Raw genomic sequence first — 21,368 nt, 5'->3', positions numbered from 1 at the left:
GCGGCAACACGATGAACCCCATTTGGTACCTCAAATTCTATCCCTATCGGCTGCTGCTAACCCCTGAGGAGGAGGAAAACCAAACGCTCTGGCTCCCACCTAATACGCCATGGGAAGCCCCTAGCGATAGGGCGTTTATCGTGACCTCCGGCCATATGCGCATAGTGCGCCGGCTGCCAAACCACTCGTCCCTTACCGTAGAGGTGCTAAATCCGGGTGAAGTTGTGGGCACATTTTCCGTAAAAAGAGATGGTTCCGACGGAACGGAACAGGCCATCGCGATGGCCGACGGCTGTAAAGGGGTGCTCCTTGACCGAAACACCCTTTTGCGCAGGGCGGCCACGTGGGAGCTTCCTCCTATCACCGTCCGGTGTTTTATCGGATTATCTTTAACAACTTTACAGACTCATCCACTTCATTTGCTTTTTAGACCTTTAGAGGCTCGTTTGGCCTCCGCGCTGCTGCTTATCGCACAAAGCAGTTCGATAGAGGGGCAGGGACGTTTGCTTGTCGTCCCGCCGCCTCCACCGTCTCTTTTAGTGCTGTCCGACCTGGCCGGCTGCAACCACGAGCTGGCGTACGATGTGCTTTCGCGTTGGCGCGAGCAAGGTATTTTTCAACGGCCTTATAAGTGGCTTACAGTGCTCGACAAAGAAGCGTTGATAGCGATCGCAAATAGTGCAGAGGAACAGGAGGAACATGCGACCACTACCACCTAGCCTTTGAAAGAGGAGGTATGGAAGCATGCCACGACAGGAGTTTGTGGAGGGTAAGGGCACCCTGCCCCAGAAAATCTTGCGAGTTTCTGGGGACTCCGGCGTCGGCCTTGAGGTGGACGCCCTTACCGGACGCCCCATCTACCTTGCCGGCCAACGGGTGATACCCGGCCGTTACCGCCAACTTGAAACCGGTCGAGAGGTCGTTCTTGAGCAGGAAGATCGTTTGCCGGCCAGCCTTGATGGCCGCGTTGCCTGCTATATCTGGCTAGGCCCTAGCTCCGTCCCTCAGATACTTCAAGAGCCAGTTCCGCCCAATCGGCCTCACCCCGTCCGCGAGCCATCCGTGCTGTAAGCCGATTATGCACGAGATCGGCAACCGGCATGGGGACGAGGCTCGCCCATGCGGTCTGCAGCGCCAACTCCATGTCCTTACGAATCAGGGATGCCGTAGCCCCTACCGGCTCGTAGGTCTGTTGGGCGATCATGCGCCCGTAGTTCTGATAGACCGGGCAGGCGAAAAGGGTTGAAGAGATCATCTCATGAATCGCCTCGCGTGAAACCCCGTTCTTCTCGGCTAAAGTGTAGGCTTCGCCCATCGCCTCAATGGCCGCACCGATAAGCATGTTGCCGGCAAGCTTCACGATGTTGGCCGCCCCGGGGTCTTCACCGAAATCGAATAGCCCTTGTCCCATGGCCTGAAGCACGGGCTGAACCCGTCTCTTCGCCGCCGCAGGCCCCGATAACACGATCCAGAGCCTCGCCGCTGCGGCCGCATCCGGGCGTCCGAATACCGGTGCCGCCACATAGTAACCCCCATGTCGCCGATGATGCTCCGCCAAACGGCGCGAAGTCTGCGGCGAGATGGTGCTCATCGAGAGATGTATCCCATCCTTACCCAGCCGATCCTGCAGTCCCTGAGCACCTAAAACGACCTCATCGAGGGCAGCATCGTTTGTGAGCATCGTTATTACGATGCCGCCTGGCTCCGCCACCTCAAACGGATGTGAGACCGCTATGGCACCTTGAGCCACAAGCGGCTCCATTTTTTGAGGTGTTCGATTGTACACCCACAGACGGTAACCGGCCTTTAGCAGGTTTGCGGCCATGGCAGCGCCCATGCGCCCCAAACCTATAAACCCGATAGTTTCCATAGAACCTCCTATCTTGTTCTGGATATTTTAAAACCGTTTCAAGAGAACGACCCCTGCCAGTAGCAGCAGAGCGCCTAACAGCCTCCCCAGAGAAAGACTATGTTTTGGCAGCTCAAACAAGCCGAAATGGTCGAGGATCAGAGAGGCAAACAGCTGACCGGCCACCACAAAGCCCGTCAGCGTCGCCACTCCAACACGGGGCGTCACCACAATCGTCACCACCACATAGGCTGCCCCCAACAGCCCCCCCATCCAAGCCCATAAGGGGATTTGGGAGAGCGCACCGGCACTTGGCAAAGCAGGGCGCGAAAAGGTAAGATAGATTAGTAACCCGATGAGACCTACTACAAACGAGACAAAAGCTGCCATAGGAGGGCTATCCAACCCTCTGCCCAGTTTCGCATTTACAGCGGCCTGAATCGCAAGTAGGCCTCCGGCAACAAACGCGATCAATACTAACATTTTCATTTAGCTCTCCTTCCCATTACGGATACGCTTGAGGGAGGCGTGTTTCGCCTTGTCTCTGCAAAAACCTCTAACGGCGCCTCCGTAGAGGACGTATAGGAGTAGTAGAAAGGCCCAAAAGGCCTGCGTTTATGGAAAAACGGTTAAAAAAGCAGGAATCTCTCCCTAGAAAACGAAACTAAATAGGCGAACCGCCCAAAAGGCGTATCAACGAGGAAACCGAGACCCGGTACAATTCAAAATCTGGCCACAACATTGGGAGCAAGCTATGGAGCTAACCCTTACTCCACAGGAGACGGCGTTACCCGCCCGTGCTCTCCTACATCTTATGGTTCTTGCGCGCGAGGGAGATCGCCGCGAGGGCATTCTACTTCGTCAAGGAAAAGGATGGTTTCAAGTTTCGGGCTCCGGCCACGAGGCGCTCGCCGCTTTGGTGCTAGCACTCCGGCCCGATGACTATCTCTTTCCCTACTACCGTGATCGTGCGATGGCGTTGGCACGGGGGGTTACCAACTACGAGTTGGCCCTGGCCTATTTTGCAAAGCGAGATAGCAGCAGCGGTGGGCGACAAATGCCCGGCCACTACAGCGACCGAAAACGCCACATCTTCTCCGTAGCCACCCCCACTGCCTCACAATGTCTGCCCGCCTGTGGTATGGCGTGGGCGCTGCGTCTGGAAAAAAGCGATCGCATTGTTTTGGTTAGCCTTGGGGATGCGGCTACCCGGCAGGGCGAGTTCTACGAGGCTCTCGCATTCGCCATCCAAGAGCGTCTGCCCGTTGCCTTTGTTATCGAAGATAATCGCTACGGCATCAGCACCCCAACCGAAAAGTTCTTTCCGTATCGGCTTGGCGTGCTCGGCGAGAAACACCTTGTAAAGCTAGATGCCCGCGACCCCTTTCAACTGTTCACCGTAGGGAAACAGGTTTTTGAACGGCTCCGACGAGGCGAAGGGCCTGCCGTCCTCTGGTGCGAACTCGATCGGCTCTGCTCCCATACCAGCAGCGATGACCAGCGCATCTATCGAGATGCAACAGAGCTTGAAGAAGAGGCTCAACGCGACCCCATCGAGCTGTTGGCCCAACGCCTTATTCAAGACGGCCAACTGACCTTAGAGGAGTGGCAAACAGAACGCGAAATCATCGCCAACCAAGTGGACGAAGATTATCGTGTGGCCGAATTGGCCGCCGATCCCTCCCCTGCCGAAGTCACTTACCACCTATTCGGCCCACCGACTACGCCAACTCTCCCTCCTCTACAGATCACCGGCACCACTACCATGGTGAACGCCGTGAATCAAACGCTTCTGAAAGCCCTCGAAGAGAACCCCAAAGTCCTCCTCTTCGGGGAGGATATCGAAGACCCAAAAGGCGGAGTCTTTGGTTTGACAAAAGGCCTCTCGCAGCGTTTCCCCGACCGCGTCTTCAACTCGCCCCTCGCTGAAGCCACCATTGTAGGAGCCGCCGTTGGGTTGGCTGCGGCTGGCTGGCGCCCGGTCTTCGAGCTGCAGTTTATAGACTTCATCTGTCCTGCACTCAACCAACTCATGACTCAGGTCTCGTCGTTACGTTGGCGCACCTGTGGCGACTGGGCGTGCCCCCTTACCTTCATTGCCCCCTACGGCGCCTATCTTCCCGGCGGGGGACTATGGCATAGCGAAAGCAATGAGGGCATGTGGGCGCATATTCACGGCATTCAAATTGCCATTCCCAGCACCCCCGAAGATGCCGCAGCGCTTCTATGGACGGCCATTCATGGCAACGATCCCACCCTCTTCCTTCTTCCGAAACACATTTTTCGAAAACGCTCTTCCTTCACCCCGTTCCACGAACCGCTGCCTTTTGGCCGTGCCGCCATTCGCCGTACCGGCGAAGACGTTACCTTGGTGACATGGGGTAACTGCCTGGAGCTTGCCGAACAGGCTGCCGAACACTTCCAGGCAGAAAATGTGTCGGTTGAGATCATTGACTTGCGCACCATCGTTCCTTGCGACTACGCCACCATCGAAGCCTCCCTACGTAAAACCGGGCGGCTTGTGGTCGTCCACGAGGACTCGCGCACCACAGGCTTCGGGCAGTGTATTATCACAGAGATGGTGTCGCGCCCCGAGCGGTTTAATCTGTTGCTCTCTCCACCCCAACTCGTGGCACGCGAAGATGTGGCTATTCCCTTCAACCCACAATTGGAGTACGCCGTTCTGCCCGATCTGCAGCGGGTTTTAGAGGCCATCCAAACTACCCTCGAATAGAGCTGGAGCGAATGTCTAGCCTCCGGCAACCTCTACCCACCGTCGGTTTCTTGGTTAATCCTTAAATTTGGAGTGGGCAAGCTTGTCTTACCCTCCCACTGGGTAGCGGGGCACCTCGCGGTGAGCATCCTCGCAGACGGCACCTTTGCGGCCAGCACAGTTCCCGTGATCGTCTCTTTCTCTGGCCGCTGCCTCGCCGTGCGCTAGCACCTCCCGAATCGGACGAAAGGATGGGATAGGGGGCGAGCAAGATAAGCTCATTTTGCTAACTGGCTCTAGAACATCGAGACTGACAGCCTCACCAGCCCCACCTCCTTCCCCACAGAGCTTGTGGGAATTGAAACTCAAGATTTCTCGCCTTCGGCTCGAAATGACAGGTGTTCATCTCGCCGTCAGCTCGACATGACAGGCGTCTATCTCACCGGCTCTTTAAGGCCGACGGTGCTGCGCACTGCGCCTTTCCCTCAAGCGTTAGCCCTACAGCCCCTCACCCTAGCCCCCTCCCCAATGGGCAGACCAGTCAGCCACCTTTCGGTTTACTTTGATAAACTTTCCTTTAACAACTAACCACAACCGCCTCCTTTCTCCCTAATAGGGGGAAAGGAAGGGATAGGGGGTGAGCAAGGCAGGCTTGCTGTACAAACTGCCCCTAGCCCCTCGGTATTGGCAGCCCCACCCCTTACCCCTCAAAGCACACGCACTCGTCCTCAGAACGGGTGGGAATGGAAACACAAGATTTCTCGCCTTCGGCTCGAAAGGACAGGCATAGCACCTGCTCCTCAAGCCCCACCCCCTGTCCCTCAAGGCCGACGCCCTCCGCCTCAGCAGCCTGAGAGATTCCCTTTGATCGTCTCTTTCTCTGGCCGCTGCCTCGCCGTGCGCTAGCACATCCCGAATCGGACGAAAGGATGGGATAGGGGGCGAGCAAGATAGGCTGAATTTGCCAGTTGGCTCTAGAACCGTGCGATTGTCAGCCTCACCAGTCCCACCCCTCGTTAGAGAGTGAGCACGCCCTCTAACCAGAACACAAAAAAGAGGAAGCAACACGTCGGCCCAGAGTACCGGCACCATTAGAAAACTAGGCAGTCGGTGGTTCCTCATCCAAAGGCCGCTTATGATGCTGCCTTGCCTCTAACCGTTGTTTTATCTGTGCCTCATAGCCCTGTTCGGTCGGCTGATAGAAAGGAAGTCCCTGTACGCCATCGGGCAAGTAGCTCTGCTCCACATAGTGGCCTGGGTAATCGTGCGGATAGAGATAGGGCTGTTGCATAAAATGCCCCTCCACCGAATGGGCATCTAGCAGATGCGCCGGAACCGGTTTTGCTCCATGGGCACGTATTTCGGCCAGGGCACGCTCTATGCCCAAATAGGCCGCATTGCTTTTAGGGGCCGCCGCCAGATAGGTGGTAGCCTGGGCCAATAAAATGCGCGCCTCAGGCAGCCCCACCCGCTCCACAGCCTCAGCCATCGCCGAGGCCACCACCAACCCCATCGGGTCGGCATTGCCGATGTCCTCCGCAGCAAGAATGAGCAGGCGCCGCGCGATGAAGCCGACGTCCTCGCCACCTTCCAGCATCTTGGCAAGCCAGTAGAGGGCGGCATCGGGGTCGGAGCCACGCACCGACTTGATGAACGCCGAAATGGTGTTGTAGTGTTCGTCGCCGCTTCGGTCGTAGCCGAAGGCCTCCGGATGCTGCCTCACAAACTGGATCGTAAGATGCCTTCGGCCCTCTGCATCGGGCGAAAGTAGCGTGGCAACGGCCTCTAAAGCGTTAAGCGCACGACGCGCATCGCCATGCGCGTTGACGGCCAGTAACTCCAAAGCCTCAGGTTCTGCCACAATCGAGAGCGAACCGAGGCCTCTCTCTTCATCATGAAGGGCGCGTTCGAGAAGCCTATAGAGAGTCTGAGGCTCCAATGGCTCAAAACGAAAGAGCTGCATTCGGGAAAGCAGCGGGCCTGCCACCGTAAAGTAGGGGTTTTCGGTGGTAGCGCCGATAAGCACCAGAACCCCATTTTCCACAGGCTCTAAAAGCGCATCTTGCTGTGCTCGATTCCATCGGTGAATTTCGTCGAGAAATAGAATCGTCCGTCTACCCACTTGCCTCAAACGACGCGCTGTCTCGACGATTTTACGTGCCTCGGCTACCCCTAACGTGAGGGCGCTATAGCTCTCAAAATGAGACTTCGTTGTACGTGCAATAATCTGCGCCAAGGTGGATTTTCCACAGCCCGGTGGCCCCCAGAAGAGAACCGACGGGATGTCGTCCCTTAAAATGGCTTGGCGCAGCGGCCCCTGCTCCCCGACGATCTTATGTTGACCCAAAAACTCTTCTAACGAGCGCGGGCGCATGCGAGCTGCCAGCGGCGTTCGCCCCCCTATCTCCTGCTGCCCCATATTGGGCTGAGATCGCAACTCCTCCTCTTGAAAAAGGGGAGGGCCTTGCGAGCTGTTTTCCGAAAACCCCATCTGTTCTCCTCCTGCTCAGAGCCTATTCTACCTTTTTCCGCACCGCACGGCTCGAAATGAGACACCACGTGTAGGACAATCTTAACGCTTGAGCCTCAAAAACAACCCATCAAACCTTTCCGCCCTATGTGGCACGCAAGAGGTCTACTCGAAGTGGGTACTCCAACGGAACTTTGGGGCAACACAAGTGCTCTGCGCAATACTAGAGGAAAGACACATGCCCGGGGCGGGACTCGAACCCGCAAGCCTTGCGGCAGGGGTTTTTAAGACCCCCGTGTATACCGTTCCACCACCCGGGCCTAGAAGCGACATCCTTTTTAAGTATAGCACTCAAAAGCAGAAGGTTTCAAACCGATTTCACCTCAAAAAGGCGTACCTCATACGGCGCCAGAGGAATGCTTTCCTCGAAACGTGCCTCAGAGATAAGGTCGGTGAGAGGCGGCTGTAGAGGAGCGACTGTCGGTAGGGCGTGCGAACGGCGTGTGTGATTGATTACAAAGTAGAGTGTTCGGCTGCCATCCGGCGCCATGCGCTTCGCCACCTCAACCCCCTCCGGTACATCGCCGTAGCTCGCCTGAAGATGTGCCCTAGAAACCAGCCAATTTATGAGGGCTTTCTGTAAGGCCTCCTCCAACCAAGCCCCCACATAAAGCACCCCGCCACCGTTTTCATGGGGATGCCACGCGAGCGCCGGGCGTCCGTCCAACCAGCCGTTGGAGAGACCATAGTGGCCTAAAATCTCCGTTTTGTCGCTTAACGGGCGCAAGCGCTCTGCCCAAATACGTGCTTTCCCCTCCAGCAAATCGCCAAAGGCAACCCGCACCGGCACCTCCTCGTCTAACGCATAGTACTCCTCTACCTCGACTCCGGCGATCGCTCGCAACGGCCCCGGCTGCAGATAAGGATAGAGACGATTATGAATATCTCTCTGACCACAACGCGGTGTCAATACCAACACGCCTCCCTGCTCCACATACGTCACGAGGTTCTGAATAGCCTCTTCCGATAGCACCATAAGCACCGGCGCGACCACGACGCGATAGCCGGCAAGCTCCGCTTCAGGCCGGAGAATATCCACCCCGATTTGCCGTGCGGCCAACGGGCGATACCATTGATAAAGATAGTTCACTGGGTCGAAGTCGCGATGATGACGCTGAAAATTCACTGCCCATCGAGCGTCGTAGGAGTGAAGCAGAGCAACCTCGTTCTTTATCTCCGTGTTTTTAATGAAGGCTGCTACTTTAGCAAAATCGGCACCGATCTCCTTGGCCTCTTCGTAGAATGGGCGCGGCTTGCCGTCGGCACCGATAAGGCAACCGTGCAACTGCTCTTGTCCTCCCGGAGCCGCCCGCCACTGCCAATAAAGGAGCGCGTCGGCCCCATGCGCTGCCGCATGAAAAGCCATTACCCGCGCCTCCCCGCGATACAGCACGTTATTGATGCCCGCCCAGTTCACGCTGCCCGGCTGAGTCTCCATCACCCAAAAGTTGCGACGCTTTAGCCCCCGCGTGAGGTCATGCAAAGCTCCTGTCGTGAGATAATCGTGATGTCCCGTACCGATATACCAGTCCCATGACACCATATCGAGGTCTTCGGCCAAAAGGTAGTGGTCAAAATCCTCATACCACCCCATATAATTTGAGGTGAGCCACTGATCCGGCCGCGCATGGGCACGAATGGTGTCTACCTGTACCTTCTGAAAGCGTCGCCATGTGTGGGTTACAAAACGCCGAAAATCCAGCATCAGGCCCGGATTGTGAGGGCCTATCGGAAGAGGAATCTCCTCCCAGCTATCGTAGGACTGACTCCAGTAGGCTGTCGCCCAAGCCTCATTCAACGCCTCCAAAGAGCCATAACGCTCCTTGAGAAAGGCATGAAACTGGCGTCGTGCCTCCTCAGAGTAGTCGGCATGGCCGTACTCATTGTCTATCTGCCAACCGATCACCCGCTCATCCTTGCCGAAACGCTTGGCCATCTGCTCTACAATAAGCCTACTGTACTTAACAAACACCGGGCTGTTCGGCGAGCCATGACAGCGGTTGCCGTGCTGCATTGGGCGCCCGTTGGGCAAAATGGTTAGCGTCTCAGGGTACCGATGGGTCAGCCAAGCGGGCGGTGCTGCAGTAGGTGTGCCCAACACAACGGCGATGCCGTTGCGGTGCAGTAAGTCCACCGCACGTTCTAGCCAATCCAGCCGATAGTTCCCCTCAATCGGCTCCATGGTAGACCAGGCAAACTCCGCAATGCGGCAAACGTTCATACCCAGCTCGCGCATCAGGCGCACGTCCTCCGGCCAGCGCTCCTCCGGCCAATGCTCTGGGTACCAGGCGTTTCCAAAATACATCACTCTTTCTCCTCAAGGGGGAACGATCTTAGGATTAAACCACTGTAGAGTTTGGGATAGAAGTAGGTGGATTTCTGGGGCATTTTGTCGCCGGCTGCCGCCACATCGCGTATCTCCCATACTTTGGGTGGGCGAAGCAAGCACGCTAGCTGAAATGCACCAGACTGCACAAGCCGCACAGCCTCCTCTTCATCGCGGGTATAGGCAATGTCCTCTGTGTGCGCCAAGTCTTGCCAGGAGATACCTAACGTGCGATCAAGTACCAACACCTGCAGAAGGCTCACATCCAAACGTCGCCAGGCCTCGCTATGTGTCTCCGGCAGAATGTTTTCCGGCAACACCTCCATACGAGGCCTCAAGCCATACGCCTTATTCGGCAACACCACCACGAATTTGCGTTCCGTATCCGCCCCCTCGTGCAACCAGCCTCTCGACGCAGCCAGCTCCATAGGGAACACATGAAAATGCCGCTCCAATAGCAGTCCCAACGTTTCAAGCCGTTCCGAAGCCACGTTTCTCACCAAGCGGTGTGTGGGCAACACCACCAACCCCGAATCCTCAAAAGCCGTTAGGCCGATGAGAATAAAATCGTGCGGCTTAGGCGGAGTGGAAGGCCCACCCTGCTCTCGTTGATAGTTCAAAGCCGTCTCGTAGCGATGATGACCATCTGCAATCCAGATGCGTTTCGGGCTGAACTGTGCTTGAAGAGACTGCAAAAGCTCGGGGGCGTTGTGGGCGTAAACAACATGCTCCTCGAGGACGTCGGGCTTAACAGGACTGGGCAGAGCCGCTGTAAGTAGAGGATAAGCCGGCTGCAATGCCTGTTTCAACAGGGTGCTTATTGCCCCATCCGCATCTTCATAAAGCCCGTAAATTGGCTCTGGATTCGCCTTTGTAGCCCGCATAAGCCGAAGCCGATCCTCTTTGGCCTTTGTATGTGTCTCTTCATGAGGAAGCACCACGCCGTTTTCGTAAGGCTCAAGCTTAAGCGCAACAAACAACGTCTGGCGTTCACATATTTGTCCGGGTTGGAGAGGATGAGGAAATCGCTGAAGATAGGTGTAGAAGGACGGCTGTGCGTCCTGTACCAGCACCCCGGCTCGTAATGCCTCTTGTAAAAAGGCGGCAGCCCGTGTATAGCGATTCGCTCGCTCATTATCCCCCGGCTCCTCTCTATTGAGAATAAGCCGCACGATGTTGTAGGGGCTTTTTCGATAGAGATTTTCCTGTTCCTCTGCGGAGAGCACATCGTAGGGCGGCGAGATAACCTCAGAAAGGGCTACTCGCTGCGGGTCATAATGCACCCCGCGAAAGGGCTGAATGGTGGCCAAGGGAAATCGCGCTCCTTCGAAAAATGTCAGTTTATTTTAGCGCATCAAAGGCCTTTCTCGTTCTCGCCTAGGGCAGCAAGCATGTCTATGACGCGAGAGCCAATATTGGATAAAAACATCCAAATAGATGGTATAATTCCTAACGAACATCCTGCGCCGAGGAGGGATGACCGCCGTGCGCGTGCCACCCGATATGAAGATAAGAAAGGTGTTGGAAATCAACGATGCGATGCTAAATACCGTGGCCGGTTTAACACCGGAATTTGAAAGGCTTCGAAACCCCATCCTGCGCAAAGCCATGAGCAACCGCATCACCGTAGAGCAGGCCGCACGCATTGCCGGCCTGCCGCTAGCAAAGGTTCTCTTCATTTTGAACCTCGCAGCCGGGGAAGACCCCTCCACCATCGCCGAAGAGCTGAAAACGCTGCCAGAAACGGCTTTTGAAGCAGAGCCGGTGAACCTGCCTCAAAAGCCGTTGGAATTGCAAAACCTTGCCGATGACCACCCCTCTATACGCTTCCTAGACCTCATGCCCTTCGACGAACGTCAAGAAGACCCTCTGCCCACCATACTTAAGGAGCTGGTGGCCCTAAAGGACGAGAAGCAGATTCTGCTTATACGCCATCCCTTCGACCCCATCCCCCTGCGCGACCTCGCACTGAAGTTTGGCTTCTTAAGTTGGGCAGAACAACGCAGTCAACGCGAGTGGTTTACCTACTTCTATCGCCCAAATCGAGAGAACAAGGAGATATAGCGATGGCTTGGAGCCTGCTGTTCGTGCGACAACTGGCCCTAACCCTCTGGCTTGGGGGCCTGATCGTCATTGACTTTGTGGAAACGCCCATCCGCTTTCGCGTGCCGGAAGTCAACAGAAATCAGGTGGTTGCCATCGGACGGCGTGTTTTTGCCGCCCTTAACAAATTGGAGGTGATCGCCGGAGCCATTCTGCTGTTGGCTAATGCCCTCCTCCTTCCCCATATCCGGCCAAGCGTTCTTCCCCTAGAACAGACTGCAACCGAAGTGGTGGCAGCCATGTGGCTTATTGCCCTGGTGCAGTTGGTGTGGGTAAGGCCGCGCATGTCGGCGCTAACACGCGGTCTTGACCTCGTTAACCGCGACCCAGCCGATCCACGATTCGCCAAAATAGGCCGCCTTCATAAAGTCTATTCGGGACTTGACCTGCTGAAAATGCTGTTGGGTCTTGCTACTCTTGCTTTATGGGCATATCCTCACTAGATTGCCCATCCCACCGAGCAGGCCCTTCAACCTCGGCGTGTCGAGATGGAGAGTCTTGGCTTTTCTGCAGATGTCGTAAGAGCAGTTCCAGATGGGGTGCGATGGTCATTAGCTCACGCTTGTGGGCGGCGGTAAGTTGTTCGAGAATATCCGCCCCCTGGCGTGTCAGCCGTATATAGCTTTTTCGCCGATCATCGGTTGCAGCGACGCGCTCCACAAGTCCCATCCTCTGCAGCCGATTAACGAGGCCTACAGCGCTCTGATGGTGAATCTGCAGCCTTTCGGCTAGCTCACCGTTGGTCACATAGTCGCGCCCCGGATAGCCCTTTATGGCAAGCAAGGCCTGATGCTGGCGTGGTGTTAATCCCTTCGATGCGGCAGCCTGCTCGCTGAACTTCAAAAAACGACGCAGGGTGTACCGGAAAGAGGAAAGCATCTCGTAGTCCTCTTTTCCAAGCGCCTCAGTAAACCGATTTGAATTCTGGTTCATCTCCTCCTCATCTTAAAACAAGGGGCCTATCACCTTTGGACTGACAGAAAACTTTCCAAGTTGCGTTATCCCCCCGTTCGCTCCTCCTTTCTTTTACGATGGATGTGGTGTAGACTTCCCCATGAACATCCAACGCCCATAAACATTGCCGGTTCAAAACCAACCAAGTACCTCTGCGGCGTATGTTCATTTTCTTACTCATCTCTTTCTCTGGCCGCAGCGTTGCTGTCCGCGAGGACGAAAGGACGAGATAGGGAGCGTACAAGGCAGGCTTGCTTTGAGGACTAGCTCTAGAGCCACAAGATCGGCAGTCTCTGCAGTCCCACCCCTTCTTCTTAGAAATGGCGGGGATTAAAAACATAAGATTTCTCGCCTTCGGCTCGAAATGACAGGCGTCTATCTCGCCTGAGGATCGGTATGACAGTCGTATCATCAGTAGTCCCTCAAGGCCGACGCCCTTCCCCTCAAGGCCGACGCCCTTCCCCTCAAGGCCGACGCCCTTCCCCTCAGCACCTTTTCCCTCATGGGTCGCCGTCAACCAACCCCGAAATCCTGCTGCTCACAACTTGAGAGGGCAAGCCTTTGCCTTTAGGCCGTGGTCGTTAACAATCAGCTCGTCTTCCTCCCATATGTTCGCGCGGATAGTTTTGCCTACACCACATCATGTCTCTACGCAGCCATCCCAACTCATTATGTCTTAATACGACATAATGGGGTATAATATCAAAAAAATCAACCATCAAAACGATAAGGGATCAGATGCAGGATCGCTCATCAAGCAACGGCTTAGCGCCAACAACTGCGGATGCCGACGAAGTAAATAGGCTACAGAAACGCGGCTTTCGTCTCTGGATGATGACCGCACTCGCCGTTATCATCGGCGTACAGGCCGCCCTTGTGGCCTACATTCTCTATGACCTTATCTCCCTGCTTACCAACGTCGTTTTCTACCATAAAGTGGCCTTCACCTTGCCCAACATCACTTCCAACACCTTAGGGCCGTGGCTTGTTCTGGTTCCGGCCATCGGTGGGCTTATGGTAGGGCTGATGGCCAAATACGGCACGCCCAAGATCAAAGGGCACGGCATTCCCGAAGCGATGGAGGCCGTCGTCACAAGCCACAGCAAGGTGGAGGCGCGGGTGGCCATCTTGAAACCTCTCTCAGCGGCCATAGCCATCGGAACGGGCGGCCCTTTCGGAGCCGAAGGGCCGATCATCCAGACCGGCGGAGCCGTAGGCTCGTTAGTTGGGCAGTTGATAGACACAACCCCCGCCGAACGCAAGGTTCTGCTCGCCTGTGGAGCGGCTGCCGGTATGGCGGCCATCTTCAGCACGCCTATTGCCGCCGTTATCCTCGCCATAGAACTGCTGCTTTTTGAGTTTAAACCGCGCTCCTTCATCCCCGTCACCATTGCCAGCGCCATCGCCACCATTGTGCGCTATCAACTGCTCGACACCGGACTGTTGTTCAAAGTGGGGCCTATCCAGTTCAACATTTTCCACGGTCTTGCCTTCTACGTTCTCCTAGGCCCCATCTGCGGGCTGGCCGCCATCGCTTACACACGGGCACTCTACTGGTTTGAAGACCTCTTCGACCATCTGCACATAGACGATGTTTGGAAACCTGCCATCGGCGGGCTTATCTTAGGGATCATCGGTCTGTTCGCTCCACGCATTCTAGGAGTGGGCTACGGCAACATCACCGCCATCCTCAACAACCAACTTCCGGTATCTATTTTGCTTATCATTCTTATCTTCAAAAGCCTGGCGTTGTTGATCTCGTTGGGTTCCGAGACCTCCGGCGGGCTTCTCGCCCCCATGCTGATGTCGGGCGGCGCCTTAGGTGCTCTTTACGCCATCGCCATGAACCATCTCTATCCTGTGGCGCACCTCTCACCCGGTGCCTTTGCGGTGGTCAGCATGGCAGCCATTTTCGGGGCAGCCTCTCGCTCTACCTTTGCCTTTGTGCTGTTTGGCTTCGAGATCACACGCAACTACGGCTCGATCCTTCCGCTGATGATCGTCAGCGCCATTGCCGACGGCGTCGTGCTTTTCTTCTTACGTGAAACCACCATCATGACCGAGAAGTTGGCGCGACGCGGCTTAACTATCCCCCAGGAGTACGAGGCCGACGTGCTGCAACAGGTAAAGGTCGGCGAGGTGATGGATCGTACCCCCGGCGTGATACCCGCCGAAAAAAATCTCGCCGAGCTGGCCCGAGAGATAGGCACTACCTCCGATCCTCAACTGCATAAGCATCGCGCTCTCCTCGTTGTGGATTCGGAGGGAAGGTTAGTAGGAATGCTGACTAGGGGCGACATCTTACGTGCTTTGGAACAGAATCCATCCGATGAAAATCTCACCGTCCTCGACGCAAGCAGCAAAAACCTCGTTGTAACCTATGAAGACGAGACGGTCTACGAGGCTATGGAGAAGATACTTCTGCACGATATAGGTCGCCTTCCGGTGGTCAAACGCGAAGACCCGCGGCAGTTCGTGGGCTATCTGGGCCGCGCGGAGGTGTTAAAAGCGCGTTTCCTCAGGTTTCAGGAGGAACAGCAGATTCAACCCGGCTGGTGGCGCATCTACCGTAGCAACCAACGCAAAACCGGCGTCGCACCTACCACGCGATAAACTCTTCCCTCGCCTACATGGAGCAAGAGGGGGCACGTTATAACGTGCCCCCTCGATATCTAGCGAAACGCTAAGAACTACTGGCATGCCGGGTGCGGGCCATCAGCATCGGTCGTCCAGAGACAGACATCGCCGATAAGCTCCTTGTAGGGGATGGCCTTCGCATGACCATCCACAAACTGCACGTTCATTATGCCGTTATGGCGGGAGGGGCCGTCGTTGAGGGCTTTCTGCACCCCGGCGGCACCGCCGTAAGGTCCGGCCTCTCCTCCCGTCCAGCTCCAACGGGCATTCCCGATGTTCTTCCAGTAGTGCCCGTAAAAGGCTCCCTGGTTGGTTACATAGCTGCATTCATTGCCGTTCGCCTTATTTGCCTGCCAAAGTCCGGATTCGTTGCAGACATCGGGCACGGCACCGTAGTAGGAGGCATCTACCACAAGCACCGTGGAGGCCACGCGAGGCACTGCCGCATCCGCCACCACGGCAACGGCGCCACCGTAGAGCGTTGCATAACTGCCGGCAGGGCTCATCCAGGCGTCGTTATGCCCATAGCTGTTCTGCCCACCGTAACCCACACCGCCACAGCCAACTGCCGTGTTGTTATCGGAGCCACCGCATTTGGCTCCATCCGTGTTCCATTTTACGAAAACGTTGGGCGCGGAGGGGCACTTCCAGAGGTCGTAGTTTTTAGCATAGGGGTAAAGCAGGCTGATCCAGAAGGTTTTGTTGCGGGCTGCACCGGTAATGGTCGCGTTACCTACAGGGTCTTGCAGGAAAGGGTTGCTGTCAGGGCCGGAGTTCCACCGGTGCGGATAGAAATACTCATCGTAATCCTGCACGTACATGCCTGTGGCCAAACCGATCTGCTTTAGGTTCGACAGACAAGATGCTGCGCGCGCTTTTTCACGAGCCTGCGCGAAAACAGGGAACAGAATCGCCGCCAGTATCGCTATTATCGCGATAACGACAAGCAATTCGATTAGTGTAAAACCGTTTCGAGTGTGACGCTTCATAGAACCGATCTCCTTTGAGACGCAATTTTTTGATTTGCATGATATGTTGGACATCCTCTAGCCATGAGGAGCACACGAGTTCCGTTATTTGACCTCCCTTGCTCCTCGAACGGTATTATGCCAAAGCCATGTTAAGAGGAGATTAAGCAGATGTTAAGAGGCGATTAAGATTTGATGAATTTTGTTTTAAGGGGGAGACTGGAGGGGATTGAAACTTAAGATTTCTCGCCTTCGGCTCGAAATGACAATCGTATCATCGGCTCTTCAAGAACGACGGCGCTGCACGCGACACTTTCTCAAGGCCGACGCCCTTCCCCTCAAGGCCGACGCCCTCCCCCTCAGTGAGAATGAAATGAGAAAGACTTCTCAGCTTCGCTTCGAGGTGACATGGGGTGCCAGTGCACTACTCCACCACCTACAGGGAGAGGGGGGACAAATAAGCCTACTCTTAGGTCTTTTCGACCGGCAATAAAGATTCTCTGTAGCGATTCTCTGTAGCGGGTGCTTTCCCTCTTAATGCGTTTGTAACTGAGCCGCCTGAATCTGGGTCAACATCTGCTGAGCCGCCCGGTGCATCTCGGCGGAGCAGCCTTGGATGGCCAAAACCGCTTTAAGCTGCGCGGCAGCAGGAGTCAGCTGGCTCTGGGCTGCATAAAGCATCGCTAGGTACATATGCGCTTCGGCTTTTATATCTGGGATATGGGCTTTTTGGGCGGCCTCCTTAAAATCGGTTGCGGCACGGCTTGCGTTGCCCGCATGAATGTAGGCCGATCCTCCCAACAGCAGCGCCTCTGCCAGCAGATTCTTCGATCCGCTCGGGTCTACACGTCGAATCCTCGCGATAAGAGGTTCCACAGCGCTAAGCCGCCCGGCCTCCACATAGATATGCAGCAGCCTCAGCGCGGCTGCACCATCGCTCGGATGGGAGTGCACATAGCTCTCTAAACCGGGGAGTTGCCGATACTCCATCACGATGTGGTTTACATCCGCAGCAAAATTTGCAGCCGGTTCATACCCTCCAATACGCCCAACCACTTGGCCTTGCCCATCTAGAAAAAGCACCGTTGGGTAACCTGTCACCTCATAACGGGTAGCAGCCGCACGCCCCTCCTGTGTGGTCTCGGCATTCAACTTCACCGGTATCACTTGCCGAGCGGCTTTTACCACAACCGATTGCGGATAGACATCGCTATCGAGGCGTTTGCACCAATAGCACCAATCCGTATAGATGTCCAACATCACCAACTTGTGGTCGCTGCGCGCCTTTATCAGGGCACTCTTAAGAGAGTGTGACCAGGAGATACCGGCTCCCCGAGCCGCCTGATAGCTGAAACATAGACTTAAAAGCGCGATTCCAAAATAGATACGACGAAGCATCCTCTTATCTCCTGAGCGAGTCCATCGCTCCCCTCATTTTTCAGCCTTTTTAGGTGGATTCGGCAGGGCATTTTTCAGCGGCACGATCCATATGTCCCGAAAACTCACGGGGCAGCCATGGTCTTGCAGCATAATAGGCCCGGTGGCCACCATAGGCCCAGGCAGGCTTGCTGTGGTGGGGCCTTGTATCTCCACATTATCGTGTACCTTGACCCCATTCCATATTACGGTGATTCGCGGCTTTTCGATGAGGTTTCCATTGGAGTCGAATCGAGGGGCACGAAAGATGATGTCGTACGACTGCCACTGCCCCGGCGGAAGCGCCGCGTTTTCATCGGGGTCGCGCTGACCATAGATGGCGCCACACCCCCCGGCAAAGTAGGTGGGGTTGTTCACCGAATCGAGAATCTGTACCTCGTACAGGCCTTGGTTATAGACCCCACTGTTGCCCCGCGCCTGGCCATGCGCGTCGGGCATATAGGGAATCCGAAACTCCACATGCAGGCGATAGTCGCCGAACTTCTGCTTGGTAATGATATTGCCCGTTCCAGGCTTCACGGTAAGGATGCCATCGCTTAAATCCCATTTCACCGGGCTGCCATCGAGTTGAGTCCAAGCATCCGTGTTTTTCCCGTCGAACAACACAATGGCGTTGCGAGGCGGCGGCACCGGGTGTGTGGGGCCGTGCGGTGGAATGAACTTCTTGGCCGGTGTTTCCTGAGCCTTCAGTACCAAGCCGCTCAGCATGAAAAGCACGACAAACAAAAGGACGAAACGTTTCATTGGCGAACCTCTCCTTCGTTGGGTGGTGGCAGTGCGCCACGTGCACTGCGAATGGCTGTAAGTAGTTCGGGTAATCGTTCGGGAGGCAGGGCGTCGGAAGGATAGGCTTTTTCGAGATAAGGCCACCAATTGAACTGGTCAATATAGGAGAGATCGAAGATCATCCATCCCTCACCTTGGCGTGCGGCCGCTTGAAGAGCGCGAATCATCTCCTCAGGATGTCCCTCATAGTCGGGAACGTAGATTCCCGGATAGAGCAGGGTGCCGTTCGCCAAAGCCAGTCGAGAGATGCGTGCTGCCCCTTCCACAGTAAGGTCTCTGCTCTTTCCTTGGCGTATAGCCTCTTCCTCGGTAGCAATCGGATAATAACATCCTGTAGAAACCCACGTAAACAGCTCGGCATAGCCCGTATCGGGGTAACCGTCGGGGAACCAACTATAGTGCAATGGCGTCCACGGACTGCCCCAGTTGACCCCTACCGGATAGTAGGCCGGGTACCAAGAGCCAACGTAGGTTCCCACCGGCAGCCCCGGTTTGACCGCGTGCACCGTCCGCACCACGTCGGCAGCGAAATCGCGCATCGTTTGCGCACGAAACCGGATCCACTGCGAATAGAGGGGACCGGGGATGATGGGGTCACCTGGGTGCGGAGAGAACCGATAGATGTCCTCCGGCCAATGGGCTACCGGATGCCCGATGTATTGTTCGAAAGCACGGCGGGTAATATCGCTGAAATCGTTGTAGAAATCGGCGTAGCGGCATCTATCGAGCACAAAACCATCTATATCGTAACGGCTCACGATATCGCGCACCATCGCCAGCTCATAGCTACGAACGGTCGGGTTCAGCGGATTCACAAAGCAGGCCACCTTTTCGTTGGCCGCCTGGGCGATAGGCACCAGCGGCGTCTGGAGGTCGAACCTGACAACCGACCCCGGGGTGAGGTGCGCCCCTATCCACTGCTGATCGGAGGCCCGGGTCACCGAGATAAGGTAACCTTCATCCGGCGCACTCAACGGGTTATCTCCTAAAAGGGCGCTATCCACAAAACCGGTCACACGGTCGTCTTTATCAATCACCAGATTGAGCTGTTGGCCAACGGCAGTGTTCGAGGGCGCATTGGAGGGGTTGTTCAGATCGCTGCCGGTGGTCTCTAATCCCACCATGGCCTCCGCCTCCTGCGACAGCACCGTCGTATCTTGAGGCAGCACCTTGGCGCGGCTGGAGGCAGAAGGCTCGCCCTCAACATAGATCGGAAGGCGACCTCCGTCCGGCGCGATGAGGCCGCGGTCCACCGTGTAGGTCACCGACTGCCAATCCGGGTGCGTATAGGCCGGGCCTACCTGGTAGTACTTATGCCCTTCGCTGAGGATGTTGATGTCGGCATCCACTTGTAGCCCCGCCTGGTGGCCGGCCTGCACAAATGCCGCCAGGATATCGAAATTGGGGATCGGGTGCCCTTGCCATACCTGCATTCTGGGAGCCACATGGCTATCGTAAAGCGTGAGGCCGGCCAACGGCTTCACATCTATAATGAGCGTGTTAATGTGTGCTGCCTTACAATGGGCTACAATGGCCTCCACGCCGGCCTGCGTTGTGGAGTAGTCTACGACCTCTGGATGACCGTTCACCATCACGGTGCGTGTGATATTGGCCGTTCCATCTACCCACAACATGCGCTCTTGAGCGCCGATAGCGCCTACAATTCGGCGTGCGATATCGGGTATCTCCTGAGCACAGGCTGTCTCCACACACAGCAGAAGGGCGCCGAGCAGCGCAAAAAGGCTTCTTATGCCGAACTTCATGGCTCTTTCTTGGAGGTTTCAGAGGGAGTTTTGGGGGTCTCACCCCACATTACCTTACGACGCGGCAAAATGCAGACCACCGCGATGCCGGTAAGATAAAGATAGTAGCACACGACGCCCAGAGTGGGGGGAATAAAGCACAGCCCACCTAAAACCGGAGGAAACCCCTTTGCACGAACCAGAGTGACGGCGCCAATGCCGGTAATAAAAGCGCCTATAAACGATAAAACGAGGGGGAGGAGGGAGAGCTGCCAGAAGGGAACCACAGAGACATCCGGCCGCCCGGTTGTTGGGTTGAGCAGAGCTTGATGCGTGCCGCTCGATAAAAACAGCGCCACCACCAGCTCAATCAGCATCCCAACAACGAACCCGATGGTTCCCCAAAAACGATAGATGTCCTGCTGCAAAACCTCCTCCCGCGTTCCTTAGGATATGCCGGCAGCCGCCTCCCGCTTCGCACTCCAAATAAGAGGATTTTGGCGGTCGTTGTTCAACAGGTCGCCCACCTTAAGCGAGGCGAAATAGTCTGGCGGAAGCACATTACGCTGTCCGTTAAAACGGCAACCATCCGGCATGTAGGCACAGGTCATAGCGCGACGCGGGCGCGGAGTCATGTTGGCTCCTGCGGCATGGGCTGTAAGCCCGTTATGGAATACGGCGCTGCCGGCAGGACAGGCCGCCGGCACGGCCTCGATGTGCCTCCATTCCGGGTAGATTTTGAATAATTCCCCCATGTTATGCCCGATGCCCACATTCTTCTCCGTGGCCAGCTTGTGTGTGCCGGGAAGGTACCACAAGCAACCGTTGGCAAGGGTGGCGTCGTCCAAAGCAACCCATATGGACAGGGCATCGCGCGAGAAGAACGACCAATAGGGGACGTCCAGATGCCATGCGGTTGGGTTGCCGTAGGGAGGTTTAATGAGCGCCTGATCGTGCCAAATACGAATACCATCCACTCCGGCCAACGTGCCCGCCAGCTTGCCGAGGCGTTCATCCAGCATCAACTTGGCCATACCTTCGTGGGTATCCGCCAAGCGTACGCACTGCACAAAAACCTGGGCATAGTAGGCATCGGGGTCGGCCTGGTTGGCCAGCGTCTCCGGCCTGTCGGGGCTGAAACCGGCCTTGCCGGCCGCCTCCAAGCGCTGAGCTACAGCCTCCTCCGTAACCTCTCGCCATAGTTGAAGTTCGTCGGCATCCAAAAAATTCTCGATAACAAGAAAACCGTTCTCCCGATAGAAAGCGATCTGCTCGTCTGTAAGCTCGGTTCGCATGTCGGGAACCTCCCGCGTTCAAGTCTCT

At 56.0% G+C, this 21,368-nt stretch carries 18 protein-coding genes and 1 tRNA gene; 6 read left to right on the top strand and 13 right to left on the bottom strand.

What is annotated here, in order from left to right; genetic code table 11:
* Positions 1-11: 11 nt before the first annotated feature.
* Together VKV29_RS02925 and VKV29_RS02920 are read left to right on the top strand one after the other, a co-directional pair.
* Positions 12-719, top strand: coding sequence for a Crp/Fnr family transcriptional regulator (locus VKV29_RS02925; RefSeq protein ID WP_324199802.1), 708 nt, complete (start codon positions 12-14; stop codon positions 717-719).
* 25 nt (positions 720-744) lie between these two features.
* Positions 745-1,071: a hypothetical protein gene (locus tag VKV29_RS02920; protein ID WP_324199801.1), complete on the top strand. Its 327-nt coding sequence runs from the start codon at positions 745-747 to the stop codon at positions 1,069-1,071.
* On the opposite strand, the gene VKV29_RS02915 is transcribed toward VKV29_RS02920, so the two are convergent.
* The gene (locus VKV29_RS02915; RefSeq protein WP_324199800.1) at positions 992-1,870 is read right to left on the bottom strand and encodes an NAD(P)-dependent oxidoreductase; all 879 of its coding nucleotides are present in this window, start codon (positions 1,868-1,870) and stop codon (positions 992-994) included. The two genes, VKV29_RS02920 and VKV29_RS02915, sit on opposite strands and share 80 nt — an antisense overlap.
* Before the next feature lie 27 nt (positions 1,871-1,897).
* Entirely contained in the window at positions 1,898-2,338 is a 441-nt protein-coding gene (locus VKV29_RS02910; RefSeq protein ID WP_324199799.1) for a DMT family transporter, read from the bottom strand.
* Positions 2,339-2,603: 265 nt separating this feature from the next.
* On the opposite strand from VKV29_RS02910, the gene VKV29_RS02905 reads away from it, so the two are divergent.
* Positions 2,604-4,583 (top strand): dehydrogenase E1 component subunit alpha/beta, encoded by a 1,980-nt coding sequence (locus tag VKV29_RS02905; RefSeq protein WP_324199798.1) that lies wholly within the window; start codon positions 2,604-2,606, stop codon positions 4,581-4,583.
* Between the two features lie 1,078 nt (positions 4,584-5,661).
* Here the strand turns inward: VKV29_RS02905 and VKV29_RS02900 are convergent.
* The 4 genes from VKV29_RS02900 to VKV29_RS02885 all read right to left on the bottom strand — a co-directional run bounded on the left by VKV29_RS02900 (position 5,662) and on the right by VKV29_RS02885 (position 10,728).
* On the bottom strand, positions 5,662-7,053 hold the full coding sequence (locus VKV29_RS02900) for a replication-associated recombination protein A (RefSeq protein WP_324199797.1): 1,392 nt from the start codon (positions 7,051-7,053) through the stop codon (positions 5,662-5,664).
* 218 nt (positions 7,054-7,271) lie between these two features.
* A tRNA-Leu gene (locus VKV29_RS02895) sits at positions 7,272-7,352 on the bottom strand.
* A 47-nt stretch (positions 7,353-7,399) separates the two neighbouring features.
* Positions 7,400-9,397 carry a beta-galactosidase gene (locus tag VKV29_RS02890; RefSeq protein ID WP_324199796.1) on the bottom strand — a complete coding sequence of 666 codons (1,998 nt, stop codon included), beginning with the start codon at positions 9,395-9,397 and terminating at the stop codon, positions 7,400-7,402.
* Positions 9,397-10,728: a DUF1015 domain-containing protein gene (locus VKV29_RS02885; RefSeq protein WP_324199795.1), complete on the bottom strand. Its 1,332-nt coding sequence runs from the start codon at positions 10,726-10,728 to the stop codon at positions 9,397-9,399. Before VKV29_RS02885 ends, VKV29_RS02890 begins: the two co-directional genes overlap by 1 nt.
* 166 nt (positions 10,729-10,894) lie before the next feature.
* On the opposite strand from VKV29_RS02885, the gene VKV29_RS02880 reads away from it, so the two are divergent.
* Together VKV29_RS02880 and VKV29_RS02875 are read left to right on the top strand one after the other, a co-directional pair.
* Positions 10,895-11,482 carry a DUF1858 domain-containing protein gene (locus VKV29_RS02880; protein WP_324199794.1) on the top strand — a complete coding sequence of 196 codons (588 nt, stop codon included), beginning with the start codon at positions 10,895-10,897 and terminating at the stop codon, positions 11,480-11,482.
* Positions 11,483-11,484: 2 nt separating this feature from the next.
* Positions 11,485-11,964 carry a DUF4149 domain-containing protein gene (locus tag VKV29_RS02875; RefSeq protein WP_324199793.1) on the top strand — a complete coding sequence of 160 codons (480 nt, stop codon included), beginning with the start codon at positions 11,485-11,487 and terminating at the stop codon, positions 11,962-11,964.
* Here VKV29_RS02875 and VKV29_RS02870 read toward each other — a convergent pair.
* A complete protein-coding gene (locus VKV29_RS02870; protein WP_324199792.1) occupies positions 11,933-12,454 on the bottom strand; it encodes a MarR family winged helix-turn-helix transcriptional regulator in 522 nt (173 codons plus the stop codon). The genes VKV29_RS02875 and VKV29_RS02870 overlap by 32 nt on opposite strands.
* Positions 12,455-13,213: 759 nt before the next feature.
* Here VKV29_RS02870 and VKV29_RS02865 point away from each other — a divergent pair.
* Entirely contained in the window at positions 13,214-15,088 is a 1,875-nt protein-coding gene (locus VKV29_RS02865; RefSeq protein WP_324199791.1) for a chloride channel protein, read from the top strand.
* Between the two features lie 77 nt (positions 15,089-15,165).
* On the opposite strand, the gene VKV29_RS02860 is transcribed toward VKV29_RS02865, so the two are convergent.
* From VKV29_RS02860 to VKV29_RS02835, 6 genes are all read right to left on the bottom strand, one after another.
* Positions 15,166-16,101 carry a DUF1559 domain-containing protein gene (locus VKV29_RS02860; protein ID WP_324199790.1) on the bottom strand — a complete coding sequence of 312 codons (936 nt, stop codon included), beginning with the start codon at positions 16,099-16,101 and terminating at the stop codon, positions 15,166-15,168.
* Between the two features lie 513 nt (positions 16,102-16,614).
* On the bottom strand, positions 16,615-17,478 hold the full coding sequence (locus VKV29_RS02855) for a thioredoxin fold domain-containing protein (protein ID WP_324199789.1): 864 nt from the start codon (positions 17,476-17,478) through the stop codon (positions 16,615-16,617).
* Between the two features lie 33 nt (positions 17,479-17,511).
* On the bottom strand, positions 17,512-18,261 hold the full coding sequence (locus VKV29_RS02850; protein ID WP_324199788.1) for a DUF1080 domain-containing protein: 750 nt from the start codon (positions 18,259-18,261) through the stop codon (positions 17,512-17,514).
* Complete coding sequence (locus tag VKV29_RS02845; protein ID WP_324199787.1) at positions 18,258-20,066, bottom strand: alpha amylase family protein; 1,809 nt, start codon at positions 20,064-20,066, stop codon at positions 18,258-18,260. Before VKV29_RS02845 ends, VKV29_RS02850 begins: the two co-directional genes overlap by 4 nt.
* The gene (locus VKV29_RS02840; RefSeq protein ID WP_324199786.1) at positions 20,063-20,473 is read right to left on the bottom strand and encodes a hypothetical protein; all 411 of its coding nucleotides are present in this window, start codon (positions 20,471-20,473) and stop codon (positions 20,063-20,065) included. The genes VKV29_RS02845 and VKV29_RS02840 overlap by 4 nt, the downstream gene beginning before the upstream one ends.
* Before the next feature lie 18 nt (positions 20,474-20,491).
* A complete protein-coding gene (locus tag VKV29_RS02835) occupies positions 20,492-21,340 on the bottom strand; it encodes a phytanoyl-CoA dioxygenase family protein (protein ID WP_324199785.1) in 849 nt (282 codons plus the stop codon).
* Between the last annotated feature and the right edge of the window lie 28 nt (positions 21,341-21,368).

Origin of the sequence: Chthonomonas sp., from assembly GCF_035294165.1 — a bacterium.
In the GTDB taxonomy this organism is placed as follows: Bacteria; Armatimonadota; Chthonomonadetes; order Chthonomonadales; family Chthonomonadaceae; genus Chthonomonas.
Note: the sequence above shows the minus strand (reverse complement) of the source record. Positions and strands in the feature narration are given on the sequence as shown.